11 protein-coding genes are annotated in these 13,092 nt (G+C 47.9%); 3 read left to right on the plus strand and 8 right to left on the minus strand.

The window, feature by feature from the left end; translation table 11 throughout:
* Positions 1 to 284 precede the first annotated feature (284 nt).
* Positions 285 to 1,880 (minus strand): DUF4335 domain-containing protein, encoded by a 1,596-nt coding sequence (locus tag QUA83_RS00135; RefSeq protein WP_333290787.1) that lies wholly within the window; start codon positions 1,878 to 1,880, stop codon positions 285 to 287.
* A 122-nt stretch (positions 1,881 to 2,002) separates the two neighbouring features.
* The gene (locus QUA83_RS00140; protein ID WP_333290788.1) at positions 2,003 to 2,608 is read right to left on the minus strand and encodes a DUF3038 domain-containing protein; all 606 of its coding nucleotides are present in this window, start codon (positions 2,606 to 2,608) and stop codon (positions 2,003 to 2,005) included.
* Positions 2,609 to 2,989: 381 nt separating this feature from the next.
* Here QUA83_RS00140 and QUA83_RS00145 point away from each other — a divergent pair, with 381 nt between their 5' ends.
* Together QUA83_RS00145 and QUA83_RS00150 are read left to right on the plus strand one after the other, a co-directional pair.
* Positions 2,990 to 3,202: a helix-turn-helix transcriptional regulator gene (locus QUA83_RS00145; RefSeq protein WP_333044298.1), complete on the plus strand. Its 213-nt coding sequence runs from the start codon at positions 2,990 to 2,992 to the stop codon at positions 3,200 to 3,202.
* Entirely contained in the window at positions 3,195 to 3,743 is a 549-nt protein-coding gene (locus tag QUA83_RS00150; protein ID WP_333290789.1) for a hypothetical protein, read from the plus strand. Before QUA83_RS00145 ends, QUA83_RS00150 begins: the two co-directional genes overlap by 8 nt.
* Here the strand turns inward: QUA83_RS00150 and QUA83_RS00155 are convergent.
* The gene (locus tag QUA83_RS00155) at positions 3,706 to 4,647 is read right to left on the minus strand and encodes a site-specific DNA-methyltransferase (protein ID WP_333290790.1); all 942 of its coding nucleotides are present in this window, start codon (positions 4,645 to 4,647) and stop codon (positions 3,706 to 3,708) included. The genes QUA83_RS00150 and QUA83_RS00155 overlap by 38 nt on opposite strands.
* A gap of 159 nt (positions 4,648 to 4,806) precedes the next feature.
* Entirely contained in the window at positions 4,807 to 7,521 is a 2,715-nt protein-coding gene (locus QUA83_RS00160) for an endonuclease MutS2 (protein WP_333290873.1), read from the minus strand.
* Positions 7,522 to 7,984: 463 nt separating this feature from the next.
* Here QUA83_RS00160 and QUA83_RS00165 point away from each other — a divergent pair, with 463 nt between their 5' ends.
* On the plus strand, positions 7,985 to 9,232 hold the full coding sequence (locus QUA83_RS00165; RefSeq protein WP_333290791.1) for a response regulator: 1,248 nt from the start codon (positions 7,985 to 7,987) through the stop codon (positions 9,230 to 9,232).
* Positions 9,233 to 9,560: 328 nt separating this feature from the next.
* On the opposite strand, the gene thrB is transcribed toward QUA83_RS00165, so the two are convergent.
* From thrB to QUA83_RS00185, 4 genes are all read right to left on the minus strand, one after another.
* Positions 9,561 to 10,493, minus strand: coding sequence for a homoserine kinase (gene thrB / locus QUA83_RS00170; protein WP_333290792.1), 933 nt, complete (start codon positions 10,491 to 10,493; stop codon positions 9,561 to 9,563).
* Between the two features lie 90 nt (positions 10,494 to 10,583).
* Positions 10,584 to 11,060, minus strand: a complete 477-nt coding sequence (locus tag QUA83_RS00175; RefSeq protein ID WP_333290793.1) for a tetratricopeptide repeat protein — start codon at positions 11,058 to 11,060, stop codon at positions 10,584 to 10,586.
* A gap of 4 nt (positions 11,061 to 11,064) precedes the next feature.
* Positions 11,065 to 11,631 carry a Uma2 family endonuclease gene (locus QUA83_RS00180; protein ID WP_333154788.1) on the minus strand — a complete coding sequence of 189 codons (567 nt, stop codon included), beginning with the start codon at positions 11,629 to 11,631 and terminating at the stop codon, positions 11,065 to 11,067.
* Positions 11,632 to 11,853: 222 nt separating this feature from the next.
* Positions 11,854 to 13,089: a VWA domain-containing protein gene (locus QUA83_RS00185; RefSeq protein WP_333290794.1), complete on the minus strand. Its 1,236-nt coding sequence runs from the start codon at positions 13,087 to 13,089 to the stop codon at positions 11,854 to 11,856.
* Positions 13,090 to 13,092: the final 3 nt, after the last annotated feature.

Below are 13,092 nucleotides of genomic sequence, written 5' to 3' on the forward strand. Positions count from 1 at the left end.
CAACGGATTTTGTAACGGATGTAACGGATGTCACGGATAGAAGGAAGAAGGAAGAAGGAAGAAGGAAGTTTGTAGGGTGCAATGAGCATCGGTTGACGAGTGTCAGCAACTTTTGTCAATGGTGACTCTGCCCCCACGGGTAAAGAGATATGAGTAGCATAAACGGGAGCAACTGTCAATACGCTGGCTGCTGCTGTCGCAGTTAAAAATTGATTTTTTTTTGAAATTGTTTAAGATTAGCAATTAACCGGGATTTCCCATCTCGACAATGTGTTTGAGAGCGTTTAATCACTCTCTTCCAAAAAGGTTTGTACTCGACCGTTTGGTCTCAATACCACTCGAATTTTTGGGTTTTTTCCATTGGAAACGGCAGAAACAAACGGCTCGCCGGCTAAGGGCATATTAATTTGCTCGATATAATCTGCTGCTGCTTTTCCCATCGGCATAATACTTTCAACTGAACCATTTTCATCGATCAGCACGCTGTATTCCAAAGTTTGTTCCATTCCTTCTGGAGGCTTCCAGCGTTCCTCAAAGTAAGTTCTAGCTTCTGAAACTTGAGGAATAGTATCAAATAAAGTGCGGTTTTTTTTGCTCACCGCGGCCTGGTTGTTGTCCTCAGACTCCGCTGGCGGTTGAGCGTCCTCAAGGGCTGGGAGTTCCGTACTGGCGGGGGGGACAATCGGCTCGATGGGGCTGGGGAAGGGTTGTGGCGGGGGAACGGGAAATCGGGAGGCAGACAGGGAGGGCGGCAGGGGGGGCGGTACGGCGGGAGCTAGTCTCGGCGGTAGGGGGGGCAGCACGTAGGGCACTGGTGCGGGTGCTTGGGGGGCGGAAATGGGCGGTTCTTCGGGGGCGGGAATAGTGATTGTTTGCCCTTGAGGGAAAGCTGGGGCGCTCTGTGGGGCGCTGGCTGCGCTGCCGTTGGGGGGAAATAGCAGGGGTGGCTGCTGGATGGGGCTGGGTCTGTTGGTGGGGGAAGTTGGGGCGAGGGCGATGGGAGGCAAGCTGGGGCTGGGGGAGGCCGCGGTGTTGATGGGCGGGGGCGGCAGCGGTGGTAAACCGGGTGTGGCTGCGGGTTTTGGTGCTGGGGGTGTGGGTAGGGCGGGAACTGGACTGGGGGAAACGCCGGCAGCTAACTGGGGGTTTCCTGGAGCGGTGCTCAATTGTGGATTGGCGGGGGCGGGAGCAGGGGCTGTGGCGGTTTGCGGGGAGGTAGCCGCCCGATCGAGCATTTTGAGAATTCCTGTCGTCAGGCCCGCGCTGGCGACCATCATTGCTGCCACCTTGAGCCAGGGTGAAGACAGCGGTTGTCGGGGCTCGCGGTTGAGGTTGGGAAGCGCCATCACTTCGGCGGCGCAGTCATCTAGCGCTGTGGCCAAGTCAAACAGTTGCAGGGTGCTCAAGGGAACTACTGGCCCGGATTCTGCAGCGCTCAAAGAGCCTAAAAACAAGTTGTGGGCGAGCAAGCCGCGGGGTTCTAAGCGGGGGGGAACCGGAAGGTAGGCTGTGTTCGGGGCGGAGGTTGCTAGTTCGGAAGTGTGGACGGCTCGATCGAATATAACGGCATTACGCCCGACTTCTGGCGTGTCTGGGCCCGCAGCGGTACGATCGGTTTGAGAGTTGAGGTTGCTTTCCCAATCGCGGGATTCGCCGAGCAAGTTTTGGACGTAGTTGCTGACAGCTTCGTGGAGGGTTTCGAGTTGAATTCGATCGCCCCTGAGAGTAACGTGTTCGGTATCTGGCAGCCTGGGGTCGTCGAGTCGCAGCTCGAAACTTAAAGATTTAAACACGGGTTGGCCCGCCCAGCGAGATAGAGGCGAACTTTTGGCTGTAATTTCCAGCGTGCAAGTGGGGGGCGTGTACCGTTTGAGAACCATAGCAGAAAGTCTGTTGACTGTTGACCGTTGACTGTTGACTGTTGACTGTTGGCTGTTGGCTGTTGACTGTTGACTGATGACTGATGACTGATGACTAATGACTAATGACTAATGACCGTTGTTTAATTCTTAGCGCGGTCTAGAAGAGCCAGCCAGAGGCGGCGGTGGCCGCCGGGACTGCTGTAAAACAGCAAATCGATCAGGAGTTTGAGGGCCAAATCAGTCAACTCTCGGGCCGATAAATTTTCTCCATCTTCCATGCGCGAGCCATAAGTGTTGCTGAACCTGTCAATATAATCTCCCAACAAAGCGATTGTGTGAGGTTCGCGGTTTTGCTCTGCCATTTGTTCGAGCAAAGCAACAGCGCGGCGGATTAAAGCTTGGTGCTGTTTTGCCAAATGACAGCTTATCAAAACGAGCGATCGAGCTTCCTCCACATCGAGTTTTTTGCGCCCTCCGTGGCCTTTCCGCAGCGGGTTAGATTGGCGCAGCCGCCACAAAGCTACCCGATCGGCTACCATTGGCTCTAAATTCAGTTCGGCTGCTACCTTGAGCATCGCCTCTGAGCCAATTTCTGCCAGTGCTTCTAGGGCTAACAGCACTAAATCCAGTTGGGCTTTAATGTTGTCCAACTGGGTAGGTTCTGGCGCTTTTTGGGTCAATTCTGCCCAGTTGGGAGATGGGCCCGTTTCGTTTGTGGGAGCGGAGGACTTTACGGTCGAGCGCATGGCTTCAGCACGGGAAATTAAGACTGGTTGAGGCAGGATATCAAACAGTATGCAGTGATGAAAGCTTTACGGCCCGGCAACAGCACATCTGTTAATTTGTCTCCATAGCTCGTTGCTTTGATTCCGGCAATCCTAACTGCTGGACGGAGTTGCGGGTGAAAAGTTGCGGTTTCAAGTTCGATCGAGCGCAATCCGCAAAACCCAGATATTTTTACCCCTAACCATCCTACGCCGCAAAGTGACCGAAATCAAATCAGTGGTTTGAAACTATCGGGACTTATATTAATCCAAATATCCTAGCGCTCTCGAATGCTACTTATAGTCTGTCGATACTTATAGTCTGTCAGATTATAGTTGTCATTGCTTCATCTGGCGCGATCTATGGATATTACGGAGCAATTTGGTAAAAAAGTTAGACATTTCAGAAAGCTCAGAAATCTTTCCCAAGATCAGCTTGCAGAACTATCTGAATTACATCGCACCTATATTGGTTCAGTTGAACGAGGTGAAAGGAATATAACGCTGCTTAATGCCAGCAAAATAGCCAAGGCATTATCCGTTAGTCTAGCTGAACTGGTAACTGCTGATGACTGAAAGAAGACTAGAGCAAATTTTAGCAAGATACCAAAACTCATTTACCGAAAAAATTTATGCAGAAGAGAATGAAGAACACGATATTTTAATGGATGTGTTTGGTATTTCTCCAATAATAAAAAAAGAAAATAGGCAATATTGGGGACGTGAGTTAGGTATGTGTTGGCAATTGTTAGTTACTGAAACGTGTAAAACATATTGCAGTAGCTTTCAGCCAGCATTTAAAGTTGGAAGCGATGAGCCGTGCGATCTGATTGTTGATGGGTACGCAATAGATACAAAATATCGTATTGGCTCAGGAGATTCTGGAACCCTGAAAAAGTTCAAATCTTATGGGTCGCTACTTCGTACTTATAATTACGAACCAGTATTTTTAATCCTTAGAAAAGATAATTTGCCCACAGCTATTACAGCGTGCCAAGTAGGGACTTGGAAAGTTTACACAGGGGACAATTCCTTTGAGTTCATAAAAACAATAAGCGGGTTTGATTTAAAGTCATTTCTTATTGAAAAAGTGGGAGAATTCCCTGTCTACCGCTGAAACTATCAAGGCGCTTGTTGATAATCTCTATGTAGTCAGGTACTATTTCAATGCCAACATACCTAATGCCAAATTCTTGCGCCGCCAGCAATGTGGTTCCCGATCCTGCGAAAGGATCGATTAGAATAGAAGTTTCCAAGCGCGGTACAAATATTTCGACCAGCTTTCTCATGAGAGCGATTGGTTTAACTGTGCAATGGACGTTAAACTCCTCGGTTTTCTCACGCTGTATACCTTCTAAAATATTGGACTGAAAACCACCGAACTGATCTTTAGTATAAAATAGACCAGTACCATACTCCTGTAGAGTTTCCAAGTAATTATTGACCAGTGGCTTTTGAAGTACGCAGATTGCTTCCCATTCATTCCTCAGACAACTGTGCCAACCATCCCATTTTTCAGGATTTTCATATCCTTTCTTCTCTAACTGTTGTTTGATATTGACACCTTTAGGGATACCACTGGATCTTTTATAAACAAGAATATCTCTCGCATAGAAACCAGCACTTTCAAGTGCTACTTGTACGTGAGCAACAGTCCGCGTGCTGTTGAAAACTAAAACTGTCGCACCCGGTTTGCAGATCCGAAAAAGCTGCTCACCCCACTCAAAGCACCACTTTTCATAATCCAGAGTGTTGTTGCGATTCCTTTGATACCATTTTTCGTTTCTGACTCCACCTGCTAAACCACTGCCATAAGGAATGTTTTTAACAAGGGTTTTATTTCCCTTGCCATTGACTCTTTCAATACGCCTTTGAATTTCTGAGTCATCCCACTTATGGCCAATAAATTCATAATTATAAGGTGGGTCAGTGATACACGCAGAAATATAATTTTCTGGCAATGTCTTCATCACTTCACGACAGTCGCCCACCAAAACTTCATTTGAGGGAGTTTTTTTCATTAGTCAGGCAGTTACTAAAGTGGGAAATCAACTCTTAATTATGCCACATTTGCAGTATAGTATCCATTCCGGTTGTATCAGTAGGATATGTTCGTTGCGACTTGTTTTGCTGCAGACAACTATATAATTACGAGTCAACCGGAAATGCGTAAATCCTCACTATTTCAAATAAACCACCGTCACACCTGCGCCTCCTTCTTTTTGACTAGCCAACTCAAAGCGGGAAACCTGCGGGTGAGAAGCGAGGAACTCGTGAACCCCACGCCGCAACTGTCCCGTACCTTTGCCGTGAATTATCCACAGAACTCCGTATTCCACTGCTTTGGAAAGAGCTCTGTCTATTTCTATTTCTGCGTCTGAAACTCTCGCACCCCGTAGGTCGATCGAATTATTAGCAGTGCGAATGGCGATTTCGGGATGGGGTTTTGCAGGTTCCGACGCTGCTTGCTTGGCTTTAGCGGTAGCGAGTGCTTGTGCTTGGGCGGCCGCCTTGGCTAATTGAGCTTTAGTTTCCGGTTTTTGACCGTCGAGGGATTCAATTTCTCCTAGTTTGACAGTCATTTTCATAATCCCAAACCTAACGCTCAACTCTTCGTTAGCATCGGGGCCGCTGAGGACTTCGGCGGTTTGGCCCAAGCTGGGAATGCGGATGCGATCGCCCACTTTCGGCATAAAACTCGGTTTGGGTTTAGCCGGTTGTTGGCGAGAGGGCAGGTGTTTTTGGGAAATTTGATTTAATGTATCTGTCGCTTGTTGGGCATTTTGAGCCGTCTGGTTGCCCGACTGCAAGCGACGAATGATTTGAGCAATTTCTGATTTTGCCGACCCGATCGCCTCATTTACTGCCACTTCCTGAGCTATTTTTAGTTCTCGCTCCCGCTCTTGCAAAGCGGCTGCTTTTTGAGAAACTTCTCTGTGCAGTTTTTCGGTTTGGTGTAGCAGTTGAGTTGCTTCTCTGGCCTTGGTTTCCTGTTTCCGGCGCTGTGCTTCGAGTCCAGCAATCACTTGATTAACATCTTGAGAGGCTCCCCCGACATAGGTTTGAGCTTCTTCGACTATGGATGCTAGCAAACCGAGTCTTTTGGCAATGGTGAGGGCGTTGGAACGTCCGGGAATTCCCCACAGCAAGCGATAGGTTGGCTGCATGGAATTGTCGTCAAATTCTACTGAGGCATTTTCAAAGCGGGAGTCTTGATATTTGAGGGCTTTGAGTTCGCCAAAGTGGGTAGTTGCAACTGTTAATAGGGAATGTTGGGCGAGGTATTTCAACAGGGCGATCGCCAATGCACTGCCTTCTGAGGGGTCTGTCCCCGCTCCTACTTCATCTAACAAAACTAAAGATTTGGGAATTGGGAATTGGGCATGGGGCATGGGGCATGGGGCATGGGGCACTTGTGCTGAGCTTGTACTGAGCTCCGTTGAAGTGCGTAGCCGAAGTATGGGGCCTGGGGAACTTGTACTGACTGTAGCCGAAGTATTAGTAATTGGAAGGTTTGAAATTTCTTCCCCTTCCTCTTCCCCAAGCGATTTATTGCCTAAAACTTCTAAAATGCGGCTGATGCGGCGGATATGGCCGGAGAAAGTAGACAAACTTTGCTGCAAAGATTGTTCGTCACCAATATCAGCCAAAATATTGTCGAACCAAGGCAATTCTACGGGTTCGCGGGCGGCAACAAACATTCCTGCTTTCGCCATTAAAGCCGCCAATCCCAAGGTTTTGAGAGTAACAGTTTTGCCGCCTGTGTTGGGGCCTGTGATGGCGACGACGCGGATGTGCGGCCCGATCGTTAAATCGACCGGCACGACTGGAAAGCCTTGCTCGTGCTGTTGCTGCCAAACTAATAAAGGATGGCGCAACTCGCGCAGGGTAATTTGCGATCGCAGGTTGCGAATTAATAATTGACTGTGTTCTGAGTTTTCCTCATCTTCTTTTTCTTCTTTTTCCTCATCTTCTGTTTCGGGATTTTTGGGTGCTAATTCTGGCTCTCCCAATTCGATAAATTTCGGCGGATTTGCTTGCAACCAAAAACTATAACGCGCTTTAGCGGCCGCTAAATCTAAAGTTGTAACTACAACTAACAATCTGTCTAAATCAGGTTTTACTGCTGCGACTTGCTCGGTGAGGGCGCGGCGGACTGCTTCTTCTTCGGCTTGTTCTTGCCTGAGCAACTGCCGCATTTGGTTGTTAAGATTGACTGTGCTGTGGGGTTCTACGTACAGTGTCGCGCCGCTGGCCGAGGAGTCGTGAACGATGCCCGGTATGGCATCTTTTTGGGGAGCTTTGACGGGAATGACAAAGCGTCCGCTTCTTTGGGTAATTAGCTGTTCTTGTACGGCGTTGGATTGGCGCTGCAAAATCCCCTGCAATATTTGATAAATGCGATCGCGCAACTGTCGCATTTGAACTCTAATTCCTGCTAATTTAGGAGTGGCTCTGTCTGCTACTTGAGCGCGATCGTCTATACAGCGATGGATTTCTTGCTCTAGTTCGGGATAAGTCCGCAATTGGGCTGCCAGTTCTTTGAGTGTCGGCACATCTGCCTGAGAGTCAATTATCCGGCGCAATTGCCTTGCTCCGGCGAGGGTAGTAGCAATTGCCAGCAATTCTTCGCCGCTGAGCAAACCTTGGAGTTCGGCTCGCTGCAGAGAAGTGCCGATGTCTTGGATTCCTTCAAAACTCAAAGCACCGCCCGCGCGACTCTCTAACTGATAAGTTTCCTGAGTTTGGGCGAGGAGTTCTGCTGTTTGAGCTTGAGTTGCCGGGATTTCGAGGTCGAGGGCGGCGGCGACGCCGAGTTTGGTGGCCGCGAAGGTAGCCAAGTGCTGACACAGGCGCGGCCATTCTAATAGTTCTAGTGTTTCGGCTTGAATCAAAGTTGAGGTGGTGTTGGTAATTGGCATTCCCAGGCGCTGACCGAGAAGGTGAATTTAACGATACTATTAATTGATTTTAAAGTTTTTTATTGTTTCCTGGCGCAATTTGAGAAAGTATCTGCGATCGCCCTCAGCAGTCTTTCGGCCGAAAGCTCTGATGTAACATTAATTACGAAGGAGAAAATTTGCATTTTTGCATTACCCGTCTACAATTATACCTTCTCGTGATACCATTCCCCAAAAAATATGCAACTGTAGGCAAGCTCCCAACTATTATACAGTAAGTCATTCCCTGTTTTTTACTCTAAAATATAAAATCTAAAATGGTATGGGCTATTTTGGGTTTTGAGGGAGCGGGGATGGACTGTTTTTTGAGGGAATTGAACTATTTTGGAATTTTAAATCTGTCAGCGCAATTCTGGCGGTTGTATCCTAAAAAGTAATTTGTGGAGGTGGTAGAAGTATGGCAAAGATTCTGGCGATCATCGCGGATACTGTGACTTTTCAAGTTGTCCAAGAGTTACTCAGCCAACAGGGACATCAGGTGAGAGTCGTTCCTGACGACAAGGAGGGTTTAGACTTGGCGAAGGAGTTATCCCCCGATGCGATAATTTGCGACGGGACTTCGCCTCAAATCAACTTTTTGGAGGTGTGCAGGCTGGTGAAAGCCGATCGAGAATTGGCGACAGCCTATTTTATTCTGCTGACAACACCGGAGCAATTTGATGAAATTCAAGAATTGGATGCGCCCTTTGACGATTTTCTGTTTAAACCGATAGTTAAGCAGGAATTATTGGCGCGGGTGCGCGCGTCTAAGCGATCGCACGAGTTGAGGGCGCGGTTGGAGTTCACCCAGCAAGAATTGGATCTGTCGCGCGATCGAATGCTGCAAACTGAAAAAATGTCTAGTTTGGGCGAATTGGTGTCTGGGATAGCCCACGAAATTAACAACCCAATTACTTTTATTTACAGCAATCTAACTCACGTCCAAAGCTACGCAGCCGATTTAATTGAACTGCTGCGATTGTATCAAAAAGAGCTAGTCAATCCCGGAGCGGAAATTCTGCAAAAGCAGCAAGATATGGATGTGGAATTCGTACTCGACGATTTATTAAAAATTGTGAGTTCCATGCGTACCGGGAGCGATCGCATCCGCCAAATAATCTTGTCGCTACAGGATTTTTCCCGCAGCGATCGATCGGGCTGGCAGTTATTTGATGTTTCCGACGGTTTAGAAAATACTCTGTTGTTGTTGCAGCACCGCTTGCCGGCTCGCGAGGGAAGGCGAGACATCAAGGTGATCAAACAATTCGGCAATTTGCCACAGATTGAGTGTTATGCAGGTCTGCTAAATCAAGCTTTTCTGAATATCATCAATCACGCGATCGATGCTTTGGAAGAGTCGGCTCAAGAGTTGGAAGAGTTGGAATCAGTCAAATTTAAGCCTGTGATTTTGATTACCACTCAGGTGGTCGATGCTCAGCGAATTTCGATTGAGATTGCTGATAACGACATCGCACATAGCAAAGATATCACAGCCCAAATTTCCGATCCATTTTTGGCAGCAAAACCTGCGGAACCACCCATATCATCGGGACTTGCTCTCAGCTATCGGATAATTGTAGAGCAGCACAAAGGAGAGTTCAAGTGTTTTTCAGAACCGGGTAAAGGCACTAAAATTCAGATAGAGATTCCGCTGCGGCACAGTTAATTAACAGTATCTACCGTTGGTGGGGGCGGGTTTTTGAAATTGTTGGTTTTAGCCTGAGATTATGGTGAATCCGCCCCTACAATGACTGCATTTTTTTTGAGGTAAATTTTTTGATGTAAAATTTTGTAGAAGGAATGGCAGAAGTCATCAAAAAGAGACTTTAGTTAATATTCAAGAGATTTGAATGGTCGCCGAAAACAATTTTTAATCAGGTAATAAAACAGGCGTTGGTGGACTTACCCAACAATCCTATGGATAGGGGCAACCACAGGGGATTGCCCCTACAAAACACAGTGATGTAGATGTTGTGTGTCCAGCAGTGGAATAACTAAAGGGAGACTTGCGCGCCTTGAGTATCGAGGCCGATCGCCCTTACCTCAGCCTTTACCCCAAATTCCATCCAAGCAGCCGCCATCGCTTTCTCAACAGCAACGGCGTTAGCCACATCCGTTAAAGCTAAAAGCGTTGGCCCGGCACCGCTAATTACCATTTCATAGGCCCCTGCATTCAGGGCAGCTTGTTGCACCGCTTCATATCCCTTAATCAGAGATTGCCGGTAAGGTTGGTGAATTTTGTCTTGGAGGGCGCAGCGCAGCCAGTTTTCATTGCCAGTTTCCAAAGCCCGCACTAGCAAACCGAGGTGTGCAGCATTAAAAATCGCGTCAGCCCGACTGTAATCTGCTGGCAAAACTTTGCGGGCTTCGGCTGTAGACAGTTCAAAATCGGGGATGGCTACCACGGGCACAATATTTGGATGCCAGGGAATATCGCAAATCTCCCAGGAACCGCTTGGTGTAGTGCTAGCAGCGAGGCGACAACCTCCCAATAAAGCGGGGACAACGTTGTCGGGATGTCCTTCAAGTTCGATCGCCAATTGCATCACTTCCACCTGACTCAAAGGCTTTCCGGCTAATTCATTTGCACCGACTAACCCGCCGATAATAGCTGTGGCGGAACTTCCTAAACCTCTAGCCAGCGGCACTTGCATATCTATATGTATGGCTACGGGCGGCGGCGATTGGTTCAGGCGATCGTATAACTTGACAAAGGCTAGATAAGCGAGATTGCTGTCATCTGTCTTGACTTTGGCGGCTTCTTTGCCTGTAACAGTAATTTTTAGTTTCTCTGTTGCTGAGGGTTCGAGTCGGGAGAATTGGAAGCGGTTGTAGAGGCTTAAAGCGGCGCCGATGCAGTCGAATCCGGGGCCTAGGTTGGCGGTTGTGGCGGGTACGGTGACGGTGACGGTGGAAGTTTCGGGCATTTTTTGAATGGTGGATTTGGAATGTTTAACCGCCGATGAATGCGGATTAACGCAGATCGAAGGATATTATACTATGTTTTCAAAAGCACTCTATTTTTGCAGGATTTGAAGATGTTTGATAGCATCTTGATAATCGTTGGTATTGCCGTCTTTTTGATAAAGTTCCGCTGCTTTTTGATAATCGGCGATCGCCCCCGGTTTGTCTTCTAAGAACTCGCGGACTCTGGCGCGGTTGTAGTAGGCGTCGCCGTAGTTGGGGTTAATTTCAATTGCGCGATCGAAATCTGCTTTAGCTGCTGGATAATCTTTGAGATTGCGGCCGTGGATGATGCCGCGTTTGTTGTGGGCTTTGGCGTAGTTGGGGTTGAGGCGAATAGCTTCGGTGTAATCGGCGATCGCCCCTTGAATGTCTCCTGCTTCTGATTTGGCTAAAGCGCTATTAAATAAGTCTTCAGCAGGATTTTGAACGATGAGTATTGGCGCTGACTCTGCTGGAATGGCAGGGGATATGCCACCCAAAACGGTAACAAATCCTAAAATGCCGATCGCCCGGTAAAAGTGTTTCATAAATCTAAGCAAAAATTCGAGCGATAGAGCAACTAAAACCAGGTAACAAAGGCGAGGTCAATTCATCAGCGTTCAACAGGGTAGCAATGAGCCTTAAACTTGCTTGTTCCCTGCGATAAACTTCTATTTGCTGCAACCGCCAATTCACAATCCAGTATTCCTGTACTCCTCGTACCGAATAGAGTCTGAGTTTCAAATCTCTATCCCGTCTTTCATTGTCTGCACCGAGGGACAATACTTCAACAACTAACTCAGGTGCGGCGGTTAAATGGCCGGCTTCGTCTAGCAAGATAGCCAAGCGTTCATTGCTGGCCCAAACTAGATCGGGAATAACGTTATCAGCATCCGTGAAAATGATACCCGGATTGATTCCTGCTTGTCCTAAATTAGTCTCTCGCGACCAAGTATTAAGTTCTTGGTAGAGGTTGCCTATAGCCTTTTGATGACCCCAATGCGGTGATCTAGTCACAAATAACTCTCCATCAATAATTTCGTAACGATCGCCGTTATCGGGCAATAGTTCTAAATCGGCGGTAGTCCAGCGTACTTTATCAGATATTGTCTGGTTCATACAAGCACTCTTGATAGGTGATAGAAACATTCTAAACGATCGAGCTTCTACACGATCCACAGCTTAAAACAATCGGGCTACACTGACTTTCGCTTTTTGCAGGCGAGACTCAGAATATTGAAACCCGCGCCTAGGCGGGTTTCGTTTTTGTAGAGGCGATGTCGCATCACCAAATTGTCCGATCGCCCAATTTAAAATTATTTAAAATTTCAAATCGCGCGATTACTTCAAAATAGTTTTAGAAGCAATCCGAGTTTTCTTGCGATCGGCTTCACTCAATTGTTCGCCAGACTGCAAACGAGTAGCAGAAGTTTGCAGCACAGTTGCGGCACTTTTATCGCCCATTTGCAGAGCAGTTTTAGCAGCAGTTTGCAGCATTGTCGCCGCGCCGGCTCGATCGCCCTGTTGCAATCTAGTTTCTGCCAGTTGAGTTTGGCGGTATTTAGCCAAAGCTAAAATGTGCTGCTGTACCATCGGGTTAAGTGCCGGCTGATAAACTTTCAGGACATTAGCGGAAACTGCAACGGGATCGGAAAGCAAACCTTGACCGACACTCGGATCGTCGTAGCGAATTTGCAATTGCCCGATCGCCTGTGTACCTTCGGGCAACTGTCCAATATAAATATTAGCCAAAACTACTCGCTCTATATCCTTCATTAAATCTCCCAGGCGCACCATAAACCGATCGCCCTCTTGCTGTACCGGTAATTCGATCGTATCCGGGGCAACTTGGGCGATCGGTTTGAGTTCGGCTAACCGAACTTTTGGCATTAGGGAAAATAGCAAATAAGCATTAGTCAAACCTACACCTTGGACGCGGCTAAAGAGTTTACCAAACTCGTCAACCGCATCTTCAGGACGCTGAATGTGAGCCAGAGCACCGCCACCAGCATCAGCAATCTTTTCCAAAATATCCTGGTTCCAGTTATCGCCAAATCCCAGAGAATTTAAAGTCATATTATACTCGGCAGCCAGTTTCGCCAACTTCAAACAACGGCTGTCGTCGCCATGTTCGTTTTCGCCGTCAGTCAGCAGAAACGCCTGAGATATAGCTTCTTTTTTGCCTTTGCCCAACTCTTCAATACCTAACTTAATGCCCTCATCAATTGCTGTGCCACCGGCCGGGCGCAATTGCTCAATTTGCCGTTTAATGCTACTGGGGTCTCCCACAATTTGATTGGGGACGAGGACTTTGGCTTTGTGGTCGAAAGCCACCGCGCAAAAGCGATCCCCAGGCTTCAACCTGTCTAGCAAGCGTCCGGCTGCTTGTTTGACGGTTTCCAAGGGGCGTCCGCCCATCGAACCGCTGTGGTCGAGAATCAGGCACAGGTTTAAGGGTACGCTGGAGTCGATCGAGCTTGCCATCGCAGATACTGAAATCGCTAGCTGGCGCTGGGTCGAGGGCGCGGCAGCGTCAAGGTTAGGGTCGTTTAAAACGGGGAGCAAACTAACTTTCATGCG

The sequence above is a fragment of the Microcoleus sp. K1-B1 genome (assembly GCF_036704705.1).
In the GTDB taxonomy this organism is placed as follows: Bacteria; Cyanobacteriota; Cyanobacteriia; order Cyanobacteriales; family Microcoleaceae; genus Microcoleus.

What these genes read in the sequence shown, in the direction of transcription:
- QUA83_RS00150 (WP_333290789.1), top strand. Translation starts at nt 3,195, where the DNA reads ATGACTGAAAGAAGACTAGAGCAAATTTTAGCAAGATACCAAAACTCA.
- QUA83_RS00185 (WP_333290794.1), bottom strand. Translation starts at nt 13,089, where the DNA reads ATGAAAGTTAGTTTGCTCCCCGTTTTAAACGACCCTAACCTTGACGCT.
- QUA83_RS00135 (WP_333290787.1), bottom strand. Translation starts at nt 1,880, where the DNA reads ATGGTTCTCAAACGGTACACGCCCCCCACTTGCACGCTGGAAATTACA.
- QUA83_RS00140 (WP_333290788.1), bottom strand. Translation starts at nt 2,608, where the DNA reads ATGCGCTCGACCGTAAAGTCCTCCGCTCCCACAAACGAAACGGGCCCA.
- QUA83_RS00155 (WP_333290790.1), bottom strand. Translation starts at nt 4,647, where the DNA reads ATGAAAAAAACTCCCTCAAATGAAGTTTTGGTGGGCGACTGTCGTGAA.
- QUA83_RS00180 (WP_333154788.1), bottom strand. Translation starts at nt 11,631, where the DNA reads ATGAACCAGACAATATCTGATAAAGTACGCTGGACTACCGCCGATTTA.
- QUA83_RS00175 (WP_333290793.1), bottom strand. Translation starts at nt 11,060, where the DNA reads ATGAAACACTTTTACCGGGCGATCGGCATTTTAGGATTTGTTACCGTT.
- QUA83_RS00165 (WP_333290791.1), top strand. Translation starts at nt 7,985, where the DNA reads ATGGCAAAGATTCTGGCGATCATCGCGGATACTGTGACTTTTCAAGTT.
- QUA83_RS00145 (WP_333044298.1), top strand. Translation starts at nt 2,990, where the DNA reads ATGGATATTACGGAGCAATTTGGTAAAAAAGTTAGACATTTCAGAAAG.
- thrB (WP_333290792.1), bottom strand. Translation starts at nt 10,493, where the DNA reads ATGCCCGAAACTTCCACCGTCACCGTCACCGTACCCGCCACAACCGCC.